This window comes from Geobacillus sp. GHH01 (genome assembly GCF_000336445.1).
Classification (GTDB): domain Bacteria; phylum Bacillota; class Bacilli; order Bacillales; family Anoxybacillaceae; genus Geobacillus; species Geobacillus zalihae.
Window position 1 is genome coordinate 547,888 of record NC_020210.1, and the last position, 19,433, is coordinate 567,320.

20 protein-coding genes and 1 riboswitch are annotated in these 19,433 nt (G+C 53.9%); of the genes, 15 read left to right on the forward strand and 5 right to left on the reverse strand.

The window, feature by feature from the left end; translation table 11 throughout:
* Positions 1-70 precede the first annotated feature (70 nt).
* The 4 genes from GHH_RS02825 to GHH_RS02840 all read left to right on the forward strand — a co-directional run bounded on the left by GHH_RS02825 (position 71) and on the right by GHH_RS02840 (position 5,213).
* Positions 71-994 carry a ketopantoate reductase family protein gene (locus GHH_RS02825; RefSeq protein ID WP_015374006.1) on the forward strand — a complete coding sequence of 308 codons (924 nt, stop codon included), beginning with the start codon at positions 71-73 and terminating at the stop codon, positions 992-994.
* A 133-nt stretch (positions 995-1,127) separates the two neighbouring features.
* Entirely contained in the window at positions 1,128-2,795 is a 1,668-nt protein-coding gene (locus GHH_RS02830; protein ID WP_015374007.1) for an alpha-glucosidase, read from the forward strand.
* Between the two features lie 55 nt (positions 2,796-2,850).
* The gene (locus tag GHH_RS02835) at positions 2,851-3,387 is read left to right on the forward strand and encodes a YfiT family bacillithiol transferase (protein WP_015374008.1); all 537 of its coding nucleotides are present in this window, start codon (positions 2,851-2,853) and stop codon (positions 3,385-3,387) included.
* Positions 3,388-4,007: 620 nt separating this feature from the next.
* Positions 4,008-5,213: an MFS transporter gene (locus tag GHH_RS02840; protein WP_015374009.1), complete on the forward strand. Its 1,206-nt coding sequence runs from the start codon at positions 4,008-4,010 to the stop codon at positions 5,211-5,213.
* A gap of 63 nt (positions 5,214-5,276) precedes the next feature.
* On the opposite strand, the gene GHH_RS02845 is transcribed toward GHH_RS02840, so the two are convergent.
* Positions 5,277-6,461, reverse strand: a complete 1,185-nt coding sequence (locus GHH_RS02845; RefSeq protein WP_015374010.1) for a class I SAM-dependent rRNA methyltransferase — start codon at positions 6,459-6,461, stop codon at positions 5,277-5,279.
* Positions 6,462-6,603: 142 nt separating this feature from the next.
* Positions 6,604-6,711: riboswitch (TPP riboswitch) on the forward strand.
* A 106-nt stretch (positions 6,712-6,817) separates the two neighbouring features.
* On the opposite strand from GHH_RS02845, the gene tenA reads away from it, so the two are divergent.
* The 10 genes from tenA (at position 6,818) to GHH_RS02895 (ending at position 15,947) form a co-directional block, all read left to right on the forward strand.
* A complete protein-coding gene (gene tenA, locus GHH_RS02850) occupies positions 6,818-7,501 on the forward strand; it encodes a thiaminase II (RefSeq protein ID WP_015374011.1) in 684 nt (227 codons plus the stop codon).
* Positions 7,502-7,524: 23 nt separating this feature from the next.
* Positions 7,525-8,115 carry an ECF transporter S component gene (locus GHH_RS02855; protein WP_015374012.1) on the forward strand — a complete coding sequence of 197 codons (591 nt, stop codon included), beginning with the start codon at positions 7,525-7,527 and terminating at the stop codon, positions 8,113-8,115.
* Between the two features lie 14 nt (positions 8,116-8,129).
* A complete protein-coding gene (locus GHH_RS02860) occupies positions 8,130-9,584 on the forward strand; it encodes an ABC transporter ATP-binding protein (RefSeq protein WP_015374013.1) in 1,455 nt (484 codons plus the stop codon).
* Positions 9,581-10,363: an energy-coupling factor transporter transmembrane protein EcfT gene (locus tag GHH_RS02865; RefSeq protein ID WP_015374014.1), complete on the forward strand. Its 783-nt coding sequence runs from the start codon at positions 9,581-9,583 to the stop codon at positions 10,361-10,363. The genes GHH_RS02860 and GHH_RS02865 overlap by 4 nt, the downstream gene beginning before the upstream one ends.
* 16 nt (positions 10,364-10,379) lie before the next feature.
* Complete coding sequence (gene tenI, locus GHH_RS02870; RefSeq protein ID WP_013146260.1) at positions 10,380-10,985, forward strand: thiazole tautomerase TenI; 606 nt, start codon at positions 10,380-10,382, stop codon at positions 10,983-10,985.
* A 3-nt stretch (positions 10,986-10,988) separates the two neighbouring features.
* Entirely contained in the window at positions 10,989-12,122 is a 1,134-nt protein-coding gene (gene thiO, locus GHH_RS02875) for a glycine oxidase ThiO (RefSeq protein ID WP_015374015.1), read from the forward strand.
* A complete protein-coding gene (gene thiS / locus GHH_RS02880; RefSeq protein WP_011230128.1) occupies positions 12,119-12,322 on the forward strand; it encodes a sulfur carrier protein ThiS in 204 nt (67 codons plus the stop codon). The genes thiO and thiS overlap by 4 nt, the downstream gene beginning before the upstream one ends.
* A gap of 2 nt (positions 12,323-12,324) precedes the next feature.
* Positions 12,325-13,092, forward strand: a complete 768-nt coding sequence (locus GHH_RS02885) for a thiazole synthase (protein WP_013146257.1) — start codon at positions 12,325-12,327, stop codon at positions 13,090-13,092.
* On the forward strand, positions 13,089-14,114 hold the full coding sequence (locus GHH_RS02890; protein WP_015374017.1) for a thiazole biosynthesis adenylyltransferase ThiF: 1,026 nt from the start codon (positions 13,089-13,091) through the stop codon (positions 14,112-14,114). Before GHH_RS02885 ends, GHH_RS02890 begins: the two co-directional genes overlap by 4 nt.
* Before the next feature lie 561 nt (positions 14,115-14,675).
* A complete protein-coding gene (locus GHH_RS02895) occupies positions 14,676-15,947 on the forward strand; it encodes a hemolysin family protein (RefSeq protein WP_015374018.1) in 1,272 nt (423 codons plus the stop codon).
* Positions 15,948-16,031: 84 nt separating this feature from the next.
* Here GHH_RS02895 and GHH_RS02900 read toward each other — a convergent pair whose 3' ends face one another.
* Complete coding sequence (locus tag GHH_RS02900; protein WP_011230133.1) at positions 16,032-16,244, reverse strand: alpha/beta-type small acid-soluble spore protein; 213 nt, start codon at positions 16,242-16,244, stop codon at positions 16,032-16,034.
* 289 nt (positions 16,245-16,533) lie between these two features.
* On the opposite strand from GHH_RS02900, the gene GHH_RS02905 reads away from it, so the two are divergent.
* Positions 16,534-16,776, forward strand: coding sequence for a hypothetical protein (locus GHH_RS02905; RefSeq protein ID WP_011230134.1), 243 nt, complete (start codon positions 16,534-16,536; stop codon positions 16,774-16,776).
* Positions 16,777-16,859: 83 nt separating this feature from the next.
* Here the strand turns inward: GHH_RS02905 and GHH_RS02910 are convergent, their stop codons facing one another.
* From GHH_RS02910 to GHH_RS02920, 3 genes are all read right to left on the reverse strand, one after another.
* Positions 16,860-17,972, reverse strand: coding sequence for an ABC transporter ATP-binding protein (locus GHH_RS02910; protein ID WP_013146253.1), 1,113 nt, complete (start codon positions 17,970-17,972; stop codon positions 16,860-16,862).
* A 128-nt stretch (positions 17,973-18,100) separates the two neighbouring features.
* The gene (locus GHH_RS02915) at positions 18,101-18,991 is read right to left on the reverse strand and encodes a CdaR family transcriptional regulator (RefSeq protein ID WP_041470640.1); all 891 of its coding nucleotides are present in this window, start codon (positions 18,989-18,991) and stop codon (positions 18,101-18,103) included.
* Positions 18,992-19,230: 239 nt separating this feature from the next.
* Complete coding sequence (locus GHH_RS02920) at positions 19,231-19,419, reverse strand: hypothetical protein (RefSeq protein ID WP_015374020.1); 189 nt, start codon at positions 19,417-19,419, stop codon at positions 19,231-19,233.
* Positions 19,420-19,433 lie beyond the last annotated feature (14 nt).

A 19,433-nucleotide genomic window follows, 5' to 3' on the forward strand; every position in this document is an offset into this window, starting at 1 on the left:
GCATGGCTTTTGTGAAAGACGTTGGAAGCGTAGGATCAACCCTCAAGTAGAGAAAGGAGCTGTACATACGATGCGCATTCTGTTTGTCGGAGCGGGAGCGGTCGGCGGGTATTTCGGCGGCCGTCTTCTTGAAAAAGGGGTGGACGTAACGTTTCTTGTCCGCGAGCGCAGAAAACAGGAACTGGAGAAATACGGGCTTGTCATCCACAGCATCCATGGCGATGCGGTATTGGCGCCGAGATTGCTTGTTGCCGGTGAATCGGCCGAGCCATTTGATCTTGTCGTGTTCTCAAACAAAGCGTACCATTTAGACGGCGCCATCGCCGATGCGAAACCGTATGTTGGAGAGGCGACGATGATTTTGCCGTTGTTAAATGGCATGGCCCATATGGAGGCGTTATGGAAGGCGTTCGGCCGCGAGAATGTCTTAGGCGGGCTTTGCTTTATCGAAACGACGTTAAACGAGAGAGGGGAGATCATCCAAACGAGCCCGGCGCATGAGATGCGTTTCGGCGAATGGCCCGCAGGACGGACTGAACGGGTGAAGGCGCTCGAATCGCTGTTTGCCGGCGCCAATGCCCGTTTTCGCCTAAGCGAACAAATTGCGGCTGATATGTGGAATAAATATTTGTTCATTGCGACGATGTCGGGCGTGACGACGCTGTTCCGCGCCCCGATCGGGCCGATTCGCTCCGGCGAGTACGGGAGCGTCATCATCGACCGGCTGTTTCGCGAAATCAAAACGATCATCCAAGCGCATGGGGCGCCGTTGACCGATGAAATGGCCGAGCGGCAACGCACCCAGCTCGAACAGATCGCCCCAACGATGAAATCGTCCATGCAGCGCGATATGGAAAAAGGACAGCTCATCGAAGCCGACCATTTGCAAGGGTATTTGCTGGCATTGGCGAAACGGCATGGCATCCATGCCCCGATGCTTGAGGCAGTATATCACAATTTAAAAATTTATGAAGCGAGCCGCGCAACGAGTTGATCAACCCCAGCCGGTTGGCAGGAGCGTGCAGCCCCGTCAACCGGCTGTTTTTTTGAGAAAAAGAGAAGTTGTTTATCGCACCAATATCGTGTACAGTTAATAGTGAAAACGTGTGCGCAAGGAGGAGGCAGCCTTGAAAAAAACATGGTGGAAAGAAGGCGTTGCGTATCAAATTTATCCTCGCAGCTTTATGGATGCCAACGGCGACGGCATCGGTGATCTTCGCGGCATCATCGAAAAGCTGGATTATTTGGTGGAGCTTGGAGTCGACATCATTTGGATTTGTCCGATTTACCGGTCGCCGAACGCCGATAACGGATATGACATCAGCGATTATTATGCCATTATGGATGAGTTTGGAACGATGGATGACTTCGATGAATTGCTTGCCCAAGCCCATCGGCGCGGGTTGAAAGTCATTTTGGATTTGGTCATCAATCATACGAGTGATGAGCATCCGTGGTTTATCGAATCGCGGTCATCGCGAGACAATCCGAAGCGCGACTGGTACATTTGGCGCGACGGCAAAGACGGGCGCGAACCGAACAACTGGGAAAGCATTTTCGGCGGCTCGGCATGGCAGTATGACGAGCGGACGGGGCAGTACTATTTACATCTTTTCGATGTGAAACAGCCCGATTTGAACTGGGAAAACAGAGAGGTGCGCGAAGCGCTGTATGACATGATCAACTGGTGGCTGGATAAAGGCATCGACGGCTTTCGCATCGACGCGATTTCCCACATTAAGAAAAAGCCGGGTCTTCCCGATTTGCCAAATCCGAAGGGGCTGAAGTACGTGCCGTCATTTGCTGCGCACATGAACCAGCCAGGGATTATGGAGTATTTGCGAGAGTTGAAAGAGCAAACGTTTGCACGATATGACATTATGACGGTCGGCGAGGCGAACGGAGTAACGGTTGATGAGGCCGAACAATGGGTCGGGGAAGAAAACGGCGTGTTTCATATGATTTTTCAGTTTGAGCATTTAGGGCTTTGGAAAAGGAAAGCCGATGGTTCGATCGATGTCCGTCGGCTGAAGCGGACGTTGACGAAATGGCAAAAAGGATTGGAAAACCGTGGGTGGAACGCGCTCTTTTTGGAAAACCACGACTTGCCTCGATCAGTGTCGACATGGGGAAATGACGGCGAGTATTGGGCGGAGAGCGCGAAGGCGCTTGGCGCGCTCTACTTTTTCATGCAAGGGACGCCGTTCATTTACCAAGGGCAAGAGATCGGGATGACGAACGTGCAATTTTCCGACATTCGCGACTACCGCGATGTCGCTGCCTTGCGTCTGTATGAACTCGAACGGGCGAACGGCCGGACGCATGAGGAAGTGATGAAGATCATTTGGCAAACCGGGCGCGACAACTCGCGCACCCCGATGCAATGGTCTGGTGCCCCAAACGCTGGATTCACGACAGGTACGCCATGGATCAAGGTGAACGAAAACTATCGTACGATCAATGTCGAGGCCGAGCGGCGCGACCCGAACTCGGTATGGTCGTTTTATCGACAAATGATTCAGCTTCGGAAAGCGAACGAGCTGTTTGTTTACGGAACGTACGATCTGCTTTTGGAAAACCACCCATCCATTTACGCGTACACAAGAACGCTTGGCCGCGATCGGGCGCTTATCATGGTCAACGTATCTGATCGTCCTTCACTTTACCGCTATGACGGCTTCCGCCTTCAGTCAAGCGATTTGGCGCTCTCGAACTACCCGGTCCGTCCGCATAAAAATGCGACGCGTTTTAAGCTGAAGCCGTACGAGGCGCGCGTATACATCTGGAAAGAATAAGAAGGAATTTGCCTTTCTGTGTGGAATGAATGAATACGGAAGGGAGATGATCAACATGGCGACGGTCGATCCGATTCGCTACCCGATCGGAACGTTTCAAGAGCCGGAGCGTTTTGAGGCTGAGGAGGTGCAAAAGTGGATTGCTGCCATCCGCGGACTGCCGAACGACTTAAGAACCGCTGTTTCCGGCTTGAACGATGAGCAGCTGAACACGCCGTATCGCGACGGCGGCTGGACGGTGGCCCAAGTCGTCCATCATTTGGCTGATGCAAGCATGAATGCGTTTTTGCGCACGAAATGGGGAGTGACGGAAGACGGCCCAACGGTGAAGCCGTTTGCGGAAAGTGAATGGGCGAAAACAGCTGATGCCCGTACATTGTCGATTGAATCGTCGCTTTTACTGCTTGACGGGCTGCATGCGCGCTGGACGGTGTTGCTTGAATCGATGACGGAGGTGGATTTTCACCGAACCATTCGGCCGGAAGGGGCAGCGGGGGAGATGCCGCTGTATGTATTGACCGCGTTGTATGCATGGCATGGGAAACATCATACCGCACAAATTGTGTCGTTGCGCAAACGAAAAGGATGGTAAAGGCTGCCGATTGTTCGGCGGCTTTTTTCTTCATCCTATTTCGCGCAGGAGACTCCCACTTCAACGACCAAAGGGAGTAAGTGGGAGAGGAATGCGCGTTCCCCCTTTCTTTTGTGTATGATAGAATAAAGGCGTGGAGAAAACCGTTCAATAAAGGCACTCCCATAACGGCTGCTCGATGTATGGAGTTGGTTGCAGGAAACGTTGCAACCGCAAAACATCGAGCGTAGGTCCGTCTGTTGTGTGTGGAAGCCAAGTACTGCCAACAGACACACCGAGAGAATCGGTAACGATGCAGGCATGACCTGCGTCGTTGGGCAGTCGTCAACCTGCCCCCTGATGCAACCCCAAGTCAAGGAAGGAGGACGAAGTCCGTTTGCACTTCTGGGGAGTTGCAAGCCCTCACTTCAAGCGTTCGCGAAGTGGGGGTAGTTGACGCATCATAGAAGGATGGTGCTGCGCAAACAACACCCGGGAACCGCCGGCTGGGCGGGGCTTTTTTGTCGTCATCTTGCCGGGAGAACGGTGAAATCACATTTTGCTTAAACGGCGGCATAGGATTATGTTATACTAACAAATATTAAGGGACACGAAATACATCGTTCGCAAGGGGGATCGGTATGGGAGCGGAGCAGCAGCCGCTTATGGCAGAACAAAAAGAAAAAATATGGACGAAAGATTTTGTTTTGATTTGTTTGGCCAATTTTTTTGTGTTTCTTGGGTTTCAAATGACGCTGCCGACCCTTCCGCTGTTTGTCGAGCATTTGGGCGGCAACGATCAGCTGATTGGCGTTGTCGTCGGTGTGTTTACGTTTTCGGCGCTCATCGTCCGTCCGTTCGCCGGCCATGCGCTTGAGACGAAAGGGCGCCGGTTTGTGTTTTTATTGGGGCTTCTCATTTTTGTCATTTCTGTCGGTTCCTACAGCTTGATCTCAAGCATTTTCCTTCTCTTTTTGATGCGGGTCGTCCAAGGAATTGGCTGGGGGTTTTCGACAACCGCTTCCGGAACGGTGGCGACGGACATCATTCCAGCGAGCCGCCGCGGGGAAGGAATGGGCTATTACGGGCTGTCGGGGAATATCGCCTTGGCGTTTGGTCCGTCGCTTGGACTTGTGCTTGCCGCTATGATTCCGTTTAGCCATCTGTTTGCCATTTGTGCGGCGCTTGGAGTCGCTTCGGTGCTGTTTGCCGCCGCGATCACGTATAAAAAAGCGGAAGCCGTGCATGGCAAAGGGGCGAACAGATGGGATTTGTATGAAAAAAGCGCTTTGACCCCGTCGTTGCTGTTGTTTTTCTTGACGGTGACGTTCGGCGGCATCGCCTCATTCTTGCCTCTATATACGGCGCAAAAACAGATCGGCGGCCTGCAGCTGTACTTTTTGCTTTACGCGCTGGCCTTGATGGTGACGCGAACGTTCGCTGGCCAGTTGTATGACCGAAAAGGGCATCGAGCCGTCTTTCTCCCTGGTGCGGGGCTTATTTTGCTGGCGATGCTTCTTCTCGCTTGGCTGCCGGGAGAATGGGCGTTGCTTTTGGCGGCGGTGCTGTACGGTTTCGGCTTTGGCATGGTGCAACCGGGGCTGCAGGCGTGGTCCGTCGAGCGGGCGCCTGCCCACCGCAAGGGAATGGCGAACGCGACATTTTTCTCGTTTTTTGATTTAGGGGTCGGCGTCGGGGCGATGGTGTTTGGCCAAATCAGCCATTGGTTCGGCTATCCGAGCATTTATTTAGCTGCTAGCGGTTCGGTGCTCCTTTCGATGCTTGTCTATCTGTCGGTCTTGCATAAAGAACAATCGCTTCGCCCCAGGGAACGAAAAAACGCTTAGGGATAACCCCTAGGCGTTTTTTCTGCCCAGCGGCGCATCGAAACGGCCTTTGAGAGCGGCTCGTCACCGCCGGGAATGCACTTCGTAAATGGCGAATTTTAAGTAGTCGCCTTCTTCCGCGGCAAGGAGTTTCGGGTGGTCGTAGCCGGCGCCGTTCCAATATACTTGGCGCAGCACTTTTTTTGCGTCAAATGCCGCATCAGCGATCATTTCTTGAAATAGGTGCGGGCGGACGTGGTACGAGCAGCTTGATGTGACGAAAAAGCCGCCGTCTTTGACAAGCTTCAATCCGTTTAAGTTAATGTCTTTATAGCCGCGCAGCGCCTTCGGGACGGCATGGGCCGATTTCGCGAATGCCGGCGGGTCGATGATGACGACATCCCACTGTTTGCCGGCGCGCACTGATTCGCGCAAATAGTCGAAGGCGTTGGCGACGACAAATTCAACGTTCGTGAATCCGTTTAACGCGGCGTTCCGTTTCGCCGTTTCGATGGCATGTTCGGAAATATCGACGGCAGTAGCATGTTTTGCCCCATACAGACAAGCGTTTAGCATAAACGAGCCGGTATGGGTGAAGCAGTCGAGCACGGTTGTCTCCGGACCGATGAGCGGACGAAGAGCGGCGCGGTTTTGCCGTTGGTCGAAGAAAAAGCCGGTTTTTTGTCCGTTTTCAATATCGACGATGTATTTCACGCCGTTTTCCTCGATTTCGATTTCCGTTTCCGCTTCCCCGTACCAAAAGCCTTTTTCTTGTTTGAGACCCTCAAGCTCCCGAACGGACACATCGTTGCGCAAATAAATGGCCCTTGGGGCAAACACGTCAAGCAAGCCGCGCAAAATCCAGTCTTTCCGCCTTTCCATGCCGAGCGCCAAAATTTGCACAACAAGCACATCTTCATATTTGTCGACGATCAATCCGGGCAAAAAGTCGGCTTCGCCATAGACGGCGCGGCAGGAGCGAACGCCGGGAATCATCCGTTCACGGTACGCCCACGCCTGACGGATGCGGTCGATGAAAAAGCGCTCATCGAGTTCATCGTTTGGGTTTTGCGTCAAGACGCGGACGATGATTTGCGAAGCGGGGTTGATATATCCTTTCGCCAGCCAATAACCTTGATGATTGTAAACGTCAACGAAGTCGCCCGGCGTCGCATCGCCTTCGATGCGGTCGACTTCACTTCGAAAAATCCATGGATGCCCTTGCTCAAGCCGTTTTTTCCGTTCTCTTTTCAGGATGACCTTCGCCATCGTTTCCACTCCCATTCCGTCGTCAATTGCTGCGTTTCCATCATAGCGGATTGCAACGCATAGCGCAACGTCGGAGAAAAAAAGATTGACAATCGTTCGTGCCATGGTATGATTAAGTGTAAAGAAAACTGAAAATTGCACCATCATCCACTAGGGGGGCCTTTAGAAAGGCTGAGATCAAAGTGTGCCTTTGAGACCCTTAGCACCTGATCTGGGTAATGCCAGCGTAGGGAAGTGGAGGAGCAGCACAGCAAGGCTAGGCTTTGCCTTGCCAACGTCGCATGCCCACGCCGCTTTCTTTACGCCAATCGGCAAAGGAAGCGGCGTTTTTATTTTGCCAAAAAGGGGGAAAACGAATGTCATTTGCCAAACAATTGCGCCAAGCGGCCGATCCGATCTGGCAGGCGAGTTTCCGCCATCCGTTTGTTCAGGAGCTTGGCCAAGGGACGCTTGCGCGCGAGAAGTTTCGCTATTACGTGATGCAAGATGCCTATTATTTGCGCCATTTTGCCCGCGTGCAGGCGATCGGGGCGGCGAAATCGCCGGATTTGGCGACGACAGCCCGGTTGGCGCACCATGCACAAAGCACGTGCGAAGCCGAGCTGTCGCTGCATGAAACGTTCGCCGAGCTCTTGGGCATTACGGAAGAGGAAAGGGCGGCGTTCATTCCGGCGCCGACGGCGTACGCCTATACGTCGCACATGTACCGCGCGGCGTACGAAGGGCATCTCGGTGATGTTATCGCCGCCATTTTGCCGTGCTACTGGCTGTATTACGAAATTGGCGAGCGCTTGAAAATGTGCCGCCCGAATGATCCGATTTATGAAAAATGGATCGGCACCTACAGTTCGGACTGGTTCCGCTCGCTTGTGGAAGAGCAAATCGCGCGGCTTGACGACATCGCTGACGAGGTCACCGAAGAGGATCGCCATCGGATGAAGCAGCATTTCCTCATCAGCAGCGAATATGAGTACGAGTTTTGGGAGATGGCGTATCGGCTTGAGCAGTGGCCGTCGGCTGAATTGGCGGCGAGCCGTTGACGCAAGACAAGGAGGAGAACAGGATGGAAGTGAAGACAAAAGGGTTAAAATTGGCGGATATTTTAACGACGATCGTCATTGCGATTGTGTTTGGCATTATTTACAAATTATGGGGCCCGCTATATAGCGCGGTGGGAGCAGTAGGGTTTCATCTCGATCAACTCATTTACGGCATGTGGTTTATCGCCTCCTCGCTCGCTTATTTGCTCATTCGCAAGCCAGGGGTGGCGTTGCTCGCGGAGATTGCGGCTTCGTCCGGCGAGCTGATCATGGGATCGCAATGGGGGCTTGAAGTGCTCATTTACGGGGTCGTTCAAGGGCTGTTTGCCGAGCTCGTCTTTGCCGCCTTCCGCTATCGGCGCTTTGATGTGTTCGTTGTATCGCTCGGCGCGGTCGGGGCGACGATTGGCTCGCTCATCATGGACTTTTACAAAGGCTATATTGAGGCGCTCGCCCCATGGAATATGGCGCTCTTTTTGCTGGCGCGTTTTATCGGCGCCATCCTCATCTCCGGCGTGCTTGCTGTTTCATTGGCGAAAGCGCTCGAAAAAACCGGAGTGACGCAAATGTGGCGGCCGGCCTCGAAAGACGATTACGATGCATTGAACCGGTAAGGCGGCGAATGGCGATGAAACAAGCAATTGCGATTGATCGGCTGCGCCTGAAATTTCCCGGGAGCGACGGGCTGCTGTTTCGCGACTTGTCGCTTTCGATTGCCGAGGGGGAGAAAGTGCTCCTCCTTGGTCCGTCGGGATGCGGCAAGTCGACATTATTGCAAGTGATGGCTGGCATCATTCCCCACTCGATCGATGTGCCGATGAAAGCGGAGCGCCTTAAGCGGCCGGAACGGTGGGGCTATGTTTTCCAAGATCCTGATGCGCAATTTTGCATGCCGTATGCGGACGAGGAAATCGCTTTTGCCCTCGAAAATCGAAGCGTGCCGCGCCACGAGATGCCCGTCCGCATCCGTGCGCTGCTGAACCAAGTCGGTTTGGAGATCGCTCCGCATACTGATATTCATACGCTTTCCGGCGGGATGAAACAGCGGTTGGCGCTCGCTTCGGTGCTGGCGCTTGAGCCGGATGTCTTGTTTTTGGATGAGCCGACGGCGCTGCTTGATGAAGAAGGGACGAAGGCGGTATGGCAAACGGTGAAGAAGGTGGGCCGCGGCAAAACGGTCATCATCGTCGAGCATAAAATTGACCATGTGCTCGACTTTGTGGATCGCATTGTCTTGTTCGGCCGCGATGGGCGCATCATCGCCGACGGCGAGGCGAAGGCGGTGTTTTCCGACTATAAAGACGTCATTGCCGCTGAAGGGATCTGGTATCCAGGCGTCTGGGACGACTATGACCGGACGGCAAGGCAGCGAACTCGCCATCAAGGCGAGGAGCTTCTTCGCCTCGACCGTTTTCGCGGGTTCCGCGGCCGGGAGGCGAAAATCTATGTTCCTAAAGCAACGGTGCACGCCGGCGAATGGATTGCCGTCACCGGAAAAAACGGCGCCGGTAAAAGCACGTTGCTGCACGCGCTTATGCAACTCATCCGCACGGACGGAGAGTATATGCTGCTAGGCGCCGACATCAAGCGGCAACACCCGATCTACCGCCATATTGCGTTTGTTTTCCAAAATCCGGAGTGGCAATTTGTCGCCCATTCCGTCCGCGAAGAGCTCGCCTACTCGCTTCGGCTTGAAGGGCGGCCGGAAGCGGAAATCGAGGAAACCATCACCCGCCTGTTGCGTGAATTTGACCTTGTTGAGCAGCAAGACCAGCACCCGTACCAGCTGTCAGTCGGGCAAAAACGGCGGCTGAGCGTGGCTGCTTCGATCGTCGCCGGCCAACGCCTCTTTTTGCTTGATGAGCCGACATTTGGGCAGGATGCGAAAAACACGTTCGCGTTGCTGGCGATGCTTGAATCATACCGTGAGCAAGGGGCGGCGATCATCATGGTCACCCACGACGAGCAAATTGTCCGTCGTTTTGCGACGAGACGGTGGGTCGTTGAAGATGGAGCGCTTGTTCGCGATGAGCGCCTTGCTGCTGTGGAGCCTGTATTGGCCGAAGGAGGAACATGGCGATGAACTGGGACATTCAGCGCCGTGAAACATGGCTTTATGAAGCGAACCCGAGTTTGAAGCTCATTGTGCTCGTCATGCTCTTTTTTGCGGTGTTGTTCATTCATAACCCGAACGTGCTGATTAACGTTTCGCTCGCTCTCTTCGTTTTGTTTTGCTTTGGCACCGGCTATCCGGCGAATGTGTTGTTTTGGCTGTTTTTGCCGTTTTTCCTCGTGTTTGTTTCGACGGCTTCATCGATGATGATGTTTGGCGAGGGAACGACGACATGGTTTCGCTGGGGGCTCATCCATGTTACAGCGGAAAGTTTTTGGCGCGGGGTGCACATCGGGTTTCGCGCTTTGGCGCTTGGGCTTCTCGGCTTGATTTTTTCGCTGACGACCCGGCCGGTTCCGTTGTTTTATTCGCTCATGCAGCAGTTGAGACTGAAGCCAAAGTATGCGTACAGTTTTTTGGCGGCCGTTCGCCTATTGCCGATTATGCTTGAAGAGTTTCAGGCGATCCGCTATGCGTTAACAGTGCGCGGCGTGCCGAATAAGGGCGTCCTCAGCAAAATGAAGCGCTACGCCATTCCGCTGTTGTCGCAAAGCATCCGCCGCGCCCAGCGCATCGCCGTGGCGATGGAAGCGAAACAATTTTCCGGCAGCGGGCGGCGCACGTTTTATTATGAAATCGGGTTCGGCAAATATGATATTTGGCTTGTCGCCTTGTTTGCCGCTTTGATGTTCGCCGCCTACTATGTCGGTGTTCATTATCCGTATATTTCTATAAGCGATGTACGGTAGAAAGAAAGGGATGGCGATGGGGGTTCTCCATTTCGTTTCCACCGGGCGTCAGACGGTTGACGAATTCGCCGCGATTTGTGCGCACACCCATCCGTATGCCGACCTGATTCATATTCGCGAAAAAGGGAAGACGGCGCGTGAAGTGGCGGCGTTTGTCGCGGCACTGCTTCGCGTCGGGGTGCCGCTGCAAAAAATCATCGTCAATGACCGGGTTGATGTCGCCGCTGTCTACGGTGTCAAAGGTGTGCAGCTTGCTTATCACAGCCTGCCGGTCCGCGCCGTCCGCCGCTCGTTTCCGGACTTGACGGTTGGTTGCTCGGTGCACGGGTCGGAGGAGGCGAAACAAGCCGAACAGGATGGCGCTCACTTTTGTTTGTATGGCCATATTTTTCCGACGGACAGCAAGCCCGGTTTGCCGCCGCGCGGTCTGGACTCGCTTGCGGAAATCGTGGCCGCCGTGTCCATTCCAGTCATCGCCATCGGCGGCATTCACGCCGGCAACGCCCGTCGGGTGCTGGAAGCGGGCGCAGCCGGGGTGGCAGTATTGTCGGCTGTTTTTTTCGCTGCTGACCCCGTTGCTGAGGCCAAACGGCTGGCAGACATCGTGAAAGGGAGGGGATAGGGGATGACGCATTGGTATGACGTCGCCATCGTCGGCGGCGGAGTGATTGGGGCGGCCATCGGTTTTGAGCTCGCCAAGCGGCGGCATCGCGTCGCCATTTTTGAAAAAGGAACGATGGGAAGCGGGGCGTCAAGCGCGGCAGCCGGCATGCTTGGGGCGCAATCCGAGTTTTCGACGTCAAGCCCGCTTGTGCCGCTTGCCTTGCAAAGCCGAGCTCTCATGCCGGCCTTGGCTGAAGAGCTGAGGGAGAGGACCGGCATCGATATCGGCCTTGTCGAAAAAGGATTGATCAAACTAGCGACAACGGAAGAGGAAGCAGACGATCTCTATCGCCATTATACATTTTGGCGGGGCATAGGCGAACCGGTGCAGTGGCTCACGAAAGGGGAGGCGCTTGAAATGGAGCCGCGTCTTGCGGCGGAAGCGCTTGCCGGCGCGATGTACATCCCTGGCGATGGGCAAGTGAGCGCTCCGGATTTGGCCGCTGCTCTCGCCTATGCCGCCGCCTCCGCCGGCGCTTGTCTGTACGAGTATACGGAAGTGTTCGACATCCGTTCCGACAGCAGTGGGCATGTGGTAGACACAACAGGCGGGACGTTTGCCGCCGAGGCGGTCGTCATCGCTTCCGGCGCTTGGGCGGCGCGGCTCGGCGCGCGGGTCGGGCTTTCGCTTTCCGTTTATCCGGTCAAAGGGGAATGCGTCATGGTGCGCACTCCGGTTCCGTTGTTAAAAACGACTGTATTTGCGAAAAACGGCTGCTACATCGTTCCGAAATCAGGAAACCGGCTGCTCATCGGAGCGACGTCCACGCCCGGCACGTTCGATCGGCGCGTATCGGCCGGTGGGGTGATGAACTTGCTTCACCGCGCCGCCCACCTTGTTCCGGACATCGAACAGGCGGAATGGGTGGCATCATGGAGCGGCATTCGGCCGCAGACCGAAGACGGCTTGCCTTATCTAGGCGAGCATCCGGAGCGGCGCGGCTTATTCGTCGCTGCCGGCCATTACCGGAACGGCATTTTGCTCAGCCCATTGACCGGTCTGCTTGTCGCCGACTTAGTGGAGCGGAAAGAGACGGCGTTTGATCTTGCGCCATTTTCGTTGACACGCCATATCGGAAAGGTGGGGGTGGAATGACGTTAGTGATTAACGGGGAGACGGTCGCCGTGCCCGACGAGGTGAAAACGGTGGGCGATTTGCTTGCCCATTTCCGGCTTGAGAACAAGCTTTGCATCGTCGAAGTCAATGTCCGCATCATCCAAAAACATGAGTATGGGACGACGGTGCTATGCGATGGTGATCGCGTGGAAATCGTTCATTTTGTAGGAGGCGGTTGATGATGTTGAAAATTGGCCCATATGAATTTTCTTCGCGGCTGTTGCTCGGCACGGGCAAATATCCGAGCTTGGACGTGCAAAAAGAAGCGGTGGAAGCATCAGGGGCGGAAATTTTAACGTTCGCCGTCCGGCGGATGAACATCTTTTCCCCGGAGCAGCCGAACTTTTTAGAGCAGCTCGATTTAAGCAAATATAAGCTTTTGCCGAACACCGCCGGGGCGAAAACGGCCGAAGAAGCGGTGCGCATCGCCCGACTCGCCAAGGCATCCGGATTGTGTGATATGATAAAAGTAGAAGTGATCGGCTGCGACAAAACGCTCCTCCCAGACCCGATCGAGACGTTGAAAGCGGCGGAAATGCTGCTTGAGGAAGGGTTTATCGTGTTGCCGTACACATCCGATGATGTCGTGCTGGCGAAGCGGCTAGAGGAGCTTGGCTGCCATGCGATCATGCCGGGCGCCTCGCCGATCGGGTCCGGGCAAGGCATCATCAATCCGCTCAATTTGAGCTTTATCATTGAGCAGGCGAACGTGCCGGTCATTGTCGACGCCGGCATCGGTGGACCGGCGGACGCGGCGCTGGCGATGGAGCTTGGCGCGGATGGGGTGCTCTTGAACACCGCTGTTTCCGGCGCGGCCGATCCAGTGAAAATGGCGAAAGCGATGAAGCTGGCGGTGGAAGCGGGCCGGCTCGGCTATGAAGCCGGACGCATCCCGAAAAAACGGTACGCGTCAGCGAGCAGTCCAACGGAAGGAATGAGTGTTGTTTGAACGAACGGTATTCCCGGCAGCAATTGTTTGCACCGATTGGCGTGGAAGGGCAAAAGAAAATACGGGGAAAGCATGTCGTGTTAGTCGGCGCCGGAGCGCTCGGCACAGGCAACGCCGAAGCGCTCGTTCGCGCCGGCATCGGCAAATTGACGATCATTGACCGCGATTACGTCGAATGGAGCAACTTGCAGCGCCAGCAGCTTTACAGCGAAGCGGATGCGAAGGAGCGGCTGCCAAAGGCGATCGCCGCCAAACGGCGCCTTGAACAAATCAACAGCGAGGTTGAGATCGAGGCCATTGTCGGCGACGCCGGCCCGGAAGAATTGGAAACGATCGCCCTCAAGCAACGCCCTGACTTATGGATCGATGCGACAGACAATTTTGATACGCGCCTTGTCATCAATGACGTTGCCTACAAGTACAACATTCCGTGGATTTATGGCGCTTGTGTCGGCAGTTACGGTTTAAGCTGCGCCTTCATTCCGAACCGCACGCCTTGTTTGTATTGCTTGCTTGAAACGGTGCCGCAAGGGGGATTGACGTGCGATACGGCCGGCATTATCAGCCCAGCGGTGCAAATGGTTGTCAGCTATCAGATGGCTGAGGTGTTAAAAATTTTAGTGGAGGACTGGTCGGCGCTCCGCGGCAAGCTCGTTTCGTTTGACCTTTGGACGAACGAATATGCCGCCATTCGGATTGATGGGGTGAAAAAGGACAGTTGCCCGACGTGCGGACGTTATCCATCTTATCCGTTTCTTTCCTATGAACAACGGACGAAGACTGCCGTCTTGTGCGGGCGCGATTCCGTGCAAATCCGTCCGCCTGCTTTGCGCCAGTACGACTTGAATGAATTGGCGGAGCTGTTTCGCCGCCAAGGGCTTCAAGCGGAAGCGAACCCGTATCTTGTCTCCGTTTCGCTTGGTGACAAGCGATTGGTTGTCTTTCGCGACGGCCGTGCGCTTGTGCACGGCACGAAAGACGTGCAGGAAGCCAAAGCCATTTATTATCGCTATTTAGGCTAAAGCGAGACCCCATGCATTGGCGGCCGCTTTCGTCTTAATATGGCAATGTCATCAAACTGTCAAATCCATGTCCTTCCTCTCCCCTTTTTTTCGCCATCTATATGGTATGATGAAAGCGGGGATGGAAAGGGAGGGAGAAGGAATGGACGAGTGGTCGGTGACGTTCAACATTGCCTCATTGCTTGTTCTTGTGTATTTCATTGGTTCTTGTTGGTTTGAGTCATGATGTGAAGGTGTCCCAAAAGGATCGGGACACCTTTTCTTATTTGTTATTTGCTGTATAAATTCAACACGATCAAAACGATCTATTGCTCCCTGCTTAGGAGAGCACGGTCTTTTAAGACAGCCATGTTTTCATTCAAGAAACTGGATTTATGGTGGAAGAAAAACCGCCAGCTGTAGTCAGTTGGCGAAAAATTTGTTATATTTAAAGTAAGGAGGGCAACGCCGGCTTCCGCCGGCCGCGCGCTCCGTGCAGCCAACGTTGTTTCCATAAGCATGATTCGGCGGAAAAATGGATATGAATAACATCGTCACCATCCATAGGAGTGTGAAGATTCATTGGAAGAGTGGCCGTTAAGGTTATTCGGGTGGTTTTTCCTCTCCCTGCTTGCCAATGTGCTGTTCGCTTCAGCAGAAGCCGCGTTTTCCCTGGCAAGCAAGGCACGGTTGCGGCATTATGCGGAAGAGCATCTGCACAATAAGCGCCTCCAAGCGGTGATCGGTCAGCTTGACCGCGTGTTGTTGGCGCTTGCTGTGGCCAACCGCTTCACCAACGTCGTGACGGTCGTGCTGTTTACGGACATCGCCGTTTCGTTGCTTGGGGAACAGATGGGCTTGTTTGCCACGCTGGCGGTGATGACCGTATTATTTGTCGTCTTCGGTGAAATTTTGCCAAAATCGATGGCGAAAGAGCATGCGGAGCAGCTCGCCATCCGATACGCCAGTCTTGCCTATGCGCTGATGAAGTTGATGACGCCGGTTACGGCGTCGCTCCAAGCCTTAAAAGATCGAATCGCCAAGAGGTTCGCCAATGGGGTGGCTGTGCCGGCTGTGACGGAGGAAGATATTAAAGTGATGGTTGAGCTGAGTGAAGAGGAAGGGGTCATTGACAACAAAGAAAAAGAATTGATCCAACGTTCGCTCGATTTTGATGAAATTTTGGTCGGAGAAATTTTCACGCCGCGCGCTGATATGGTGGCGGTGGAAGTGAACCAGCCGATTGAAGAGATTCGCGACGTGTTTTTGGAAGAGAAATATTCCCGCATCCCGGTTTATGAAGGGGATATTGACAACGTGATCGGCATTTTGTCGGAAAGCGACTTTTTCAGCGAGCTTGTGCAAAAGCGGGAGGTGCGCATCCGCGATTTGTTGCGCCAGCCGTTGTTCGTTGTCGAGTCCATGAAAGTGTCCGATCTCCTGCCGGAGCTGCAAAAAAGCAAAGTGCATATGGCGATCGTCGTCGACGAGTTTGGCGGCACCGCTGGCTTGATTACGCTCGAAGATATTCTCGAGCAAATTGTCGGCGAAATATGGGATGAGCATGATGAGGCGGTGAAAACGGTGCGTCAAATCGACGAGCACAGCTTCGAGTTCAGCGCCGAACTGCCGCTGGATGAATTTTGCGAAGTGATGAACATCGACGTGCCAAAGAGTGAATCGCATACGTTGGGTGGCTGGATTTTTGAGATGTTTGAGCGCATTCCAGCCGTCGGCGAAACGTTGCAATATGGATCGCTGACGTTCACCGTCCGCCAAGTCGACAATCGCCGTATTCGCAAAGTGCTTGTCTCATTGAGCCAACCGCTTGCCGAGCAGGCGGGAGGCGCCTGATTCGCTCCCCGTTCCCATATGAAAGCGCCCCGGGCTGACGGCCCGGGGCGTTTGCCATCTATATGAAGTTGTTCGTTAAGGCGGTTATTGAATGTTGCCGAATTGGCCGCCAAGTTGTTGCTGAGCCATGGCGACAAGACGTTTCGTAATTTCGCCGCCGACCGAACCGTTCGCGCGAGAAGTCGTGTCAGCGCCGAGGTTCACACCAAATTCTTGGGCGATTTCGTACTTCATTTGATCAATGGCTTGTTGAGCACCAGCGACTAACAGTTGGTTGTTGTTATTGTTGCGTGCCATCGTTGATCATCTCCTCTTAAAAATTTTTGATGGTTGGGGTGGTTGGATTTGCACCAACACTTCACGTTGCAAGGCATGTGCCAAGCTTGGCTGAACCCACCGGCCCACCCGCTTTTGGCTTCGCCAGCGTCCCTGTTGCAACGGATGGGTGGTTTCGCTGGCGGTACTCATAGTTTGGGACGTTTTTTGCCTGTTATGCATGGGGAGAATATGGGAATTTTTAACGTTTTACCGCTGTCACCATTAGGGAATATGTAAAGATAAGGAACATCCTAGAGGAGGAAGCAACATGAATGTATGCCCGCTGTGCAACGGGCTGCGCCGGGTGACGGTGTATTGTAGCTACTGCCGTCAACCAATGGAAGATCATGGGAAAGTTACAGATTATTTCGATGACTACAGCCCGTACATGGATGCGGACGTCATGAAACTTGTCGACGGCTATTTGCGCACGTATACGAATCATGAATGTGTTCATTTGTTTTACTGTCCGACTTGCCATGAGGAGGAAGTGCGTTTTATCAAGGAATAAGGCTGTTGATGGAGTGGAAAGGAAAGGCGTTCCGTTTTTTTCGGAACGCCTTCGAATGAATCTATATGAACAACAATGGGGGGTTACTTTTCATCCGCCGCCCGGATGCGCCGTTCCGTTTCAACGTCAAAGAAATGCGCTTTGTTCATATCAAGCGCCAGGTCAATCCGGTGGCCCGGCTTGATTTCCGTGCGGGCGTCGATGCGAGCGACCAATTCTTGGTTGTCGATGCTAAAATAAATCATCGATTCAGCGCCAAGCAGCTCGGCGACTTCGACGAGAGCGGTGACTTTCGTCGCCGGAGATGCTTCAAGGAAGAGCGGTTCGTCGTGAATGTCTTCCGGACGAATGCCTAAAATCACTTCCTTGCCGACATACCCTTGCTCACGCAGCACTTTCATTTTTCCTTCCGGAATGCCAAATGATGTTTGGCCGACGACAAACTTGCCGTCTTGGAGCGTTCCACGAAGGAAGTTCATGGCCGGTGAACCGATAAAGCCGCCGACAAAAATGTTTTCCGGTTTTTCGTATACTTCGCGCGGCGTTCCGACTTGCTGGATGACGCCGTCTTTCATGACGACAAGACGGGTGGCCATTGTCATGGCTTCCGTTTGGTCGTGGGTGACGTAAATGGTCGTCGTTTCCAAGCGCTGATGGAGCTTCGCGATCTCCGAGCGCATTTGCACCCGCAGTTTCGCATCCAAGTTCGAGAGCGGCTCGTCCATTAAAAACACTTTTGCATCGCGGACGATGGCCCGTCCCAATGCCACGCGCTGCCGTTGCCCGCCGGAGAGCGCTTTCGGTTTGCGGTCCAAATATTGCTCGAGCCCAAGAATGCGCGCCGCCTCGCGGACGCGTTTTTCAATTTCCGCTTTCGGGAATTTGCGCAGTTTTAAACCGAACGCCATGTTGTCATAGACGCTCATATGTGGATACAGGGCGTAGTTTTGGAACACCATGGCGATGTCGCGGTCTTTCGGCGGCACATCGTTCATTCGTTTGCCGTCGATGTAAAGATCGCCTTTGGAAATTTCCTCAAGGCCGGCGATCATCCGCAACGTGGTGGATTTGCCGCAGCCGGACGGGCCGACAAATACGATAAACTCTTTGTCTTGAATATGTAAATTGAAGTCTTTGACGGCGACCACATTGTTGTCGTAAATTTTGTAAATATGATCAAGAATGAGTTCTGCCATAACCATCCTCCTCATCGCCGAAATCGTTTTCTTGCCATTAGTGTATAGAAAAATAGGAACATTCGTAAATGGACGAGGTGCACAAAAAATGCCGCCGATTTTCGGCGACATGACAAAAAAGCGGGGGATTACGAACGGCGCCGGTGCAAGATAGCCAAATAGACGGCTGCCGCCCCTTTGAACCGTTTGATGTCAACACCAGTTTGCTCCGTCCATTTATCGATTCGATATTGCAAACTATTGCGGTGCATATACAGCTTTTTCGCTGCCATCGAGACGTTTAAGTTGCATTGCAAAAACGTCTCCATCGCCCGCACTTCCTCCTCGTCGAATCCGTCAAGAAACGAGAGGGTCCGGCGGGCTTTCTCACTGACTGCTCCTTCTTCAAAGAGCGGAAGCGGAATGACGTCTTCCCATTCGTACACCGTTCGTTTCGGCCAAAAGCGCCGAGCGGCGGAAAAACACTCTTTTTCAAGGAGAAACGATTCATATAGCCGTTCATCGACGGAGCGGATTGGGCCGATCAATAAATGAAGGGCAGTATAAAAATCAGCGGCGAGCGCCTCAGCCATGTCCGCTAACGAAGGCGGCTCCGTCGTCCGCTTTTGTTTCGCTTCGACGATCAGCCCGCGCCGATCTTGTTCCCAGACGATGGCAACCGGGGAGGAAAATAAGCCGCGAACGGCGTCAGCAAACTCCTCTTTGTTGGCGATCGGCCGGCTGGCTGTAAAATGAATGAACCGGCAATACGGAGCAGCGAGCCGAGCGAGCGCGGCTGGGTCGCCGGTTGCCATCCATCGTTTCCATGCCCGCTCCTCTTCGCTTTCCGGTTCGCGTCGGCGCTCGGCGGGGGTGAAAAAAAGCGCCAGCAATCGCCGCTCCTGCTCTGTCAATCGATGCTTGGCGATGCCGATCTCATCACCATCGGCGGTATAAAACCATTCGTAATCTTCGGGGTGTTCCGGCTGACCGTTGATGACGATGTCCCCTTCATAAAGCGATTCGAGCTCTTTTAGCATCGCGGCGCACCACTTTCCGTCAAGGATGATGTCACGCCGAAGAGGAATCGGCGTTGTTTTCATTATACCAAATCCCCGCGAATGGAAAGAAAGACAATGGATGAAAGCGGGAAAGCCGCAGGATGAACGGGCGGCTTGGCCAACAGCGGTCGTTTCGAACGATCCCTGCCTAACGCATTGGCGGAGAGGCTTCATAAAACAAAAGGCCGACTTTCCCGAGGCGGGAAAATCGGCTCCGTTTACTGGCCGGCTTCGTACGGCGGCTCTTCTTTGACAAGATCGCGCGCTTCCTCCATGTTGACGTCATCGCCGTGGCCGTACACAGCACCTCCGGCCATCCCTTCGTTGATCATGCGGTCGATGTCCATATAGTATTCATCGCGCCCTTCGTACAATGAATCCCGGCGCTTGGCTTCATTTCGTTCCATCATCTCGCTCCTTC

Excerpts from the sequence above, each read along its gene's own strand:
- GHH_RS02825 (WP_015374006.1), top strand. The coding sequence starts at position 71 with ATGCGCATTCTGTTTGTCGGAGCGGGAGCGGTCGGCGGGTATTTCGGC.
- GHH_RS02835 (WP_015374008.1), top strand. The coding sequence starts at position 2,851 with ATGGCGACGGTCGATCCGATTCGCTACCCGATCGGAACGTTTCAAGAG.
- GHH_RS02840 (WP_015374009.1), top strand. The coding sequence starts at position 4,008 with ATGGGAGCGGAGCAGCAGCCGCTTATGGCAGAACAAAAAGAAAAAATA.
- GHH_RS02845 (WP_015374010.1), bottom strand. The coding sequence starts at position 6,461 with ATGGCGAAGGTCATCCTGAAAAGAGAACGGAAAAAACGGCTTGAGCAA.
- tenA (WP_015374011.1), top strand. The coding sequence starts at position 6,818 with ATGTCATTTGCCAAACAATTGCGCCAAGCGGCCGATCCGATCTGGCAG.
- GHH_RS02855 (WP_015374012.1), top strand. The coding sequence starts at position 7,525 with ATGGAAGTGAAGACAAAAGGGTTAAAATTGGCGGATATTTTAACGACG.
- GHH_RS02860 (WP_015374013.1), top strand. The coding sequence starts at position 8,130 with ATGAAACAAGCAATTGCGATTGATCGGCTGCGCCTGAAATTTCCCGGG.
- GHH_RS02865 (WP_015374014.1), top strand. The coding sequence starts at position 9,581 with ATGAACTGGGACATTCAGCGCCGTGAAACATGGCTTTATGAAGCGAAC.
- tenI (WP_013146260.1), top strand. The coding sequence starts at position 10,380 with ATGGGGGTTCTCCATTTCGTTTCCACCGGGCGTCAGACGGTTGACGAA.
- thiO (WP_015374015.1), top strand. The coding sequence starts at position 10,989 with ATGACGCATTGGTATGACGTCGCCATCGTCGGCGGCGGAGTGATTGGG.
- thiS (WP_011230128.1), top strand. The coding sequence starts at position 12,119 with ATGACGTTAGTGATTAACGGGGAGACGGTCGCCGTGCCCGACGAGGTG.
- GHH_RS02885 (WP_013146257.1), top strand. The coding sequence starts at position 12,325 with ATGTTGAAAATTGGCCCATATGAATTTTCTTCGCGGCTGTTGCTCGGC.
- GHH_RS02900 (WP_011230133.1), bottom strand. The coding sequence starts at position 16,244 with ATGGCACGCAACAATAACAACAACCAACTGTTAGTCGCTGGTGCTCAA.
- GHH_RS02905 (WP_011230134.1), top strand. The coding sequence starts at position 16,534 with ATGAATGTATGCCCGCTGTGCAACGGGCTGCGCCGGGTGACGGTGTAT.
- GHH_RS02910 (WP_013146253.1), bottom strand. The coding sequence starts at position 17,972 with ATGGCAGAACTCATTCTTGATCATATTTACAAAATTTACGACAACAAT.
- GHH_RS02915 (WP_041470640.1), bottom strand. The coding sequence starts at position 18,991 with ATGCTAAAAGAGCTCGAATCGCTTTATGAAGGGGACATCGTCATCAAC.
- GHH_RS02920 (WP_015374020.1), bottom strand. The coding sequence starts at position 19,419 with ATGGAACGAAATGAAGCCAAGCGCCGGGATTCATTGTACGAAGGGCGC.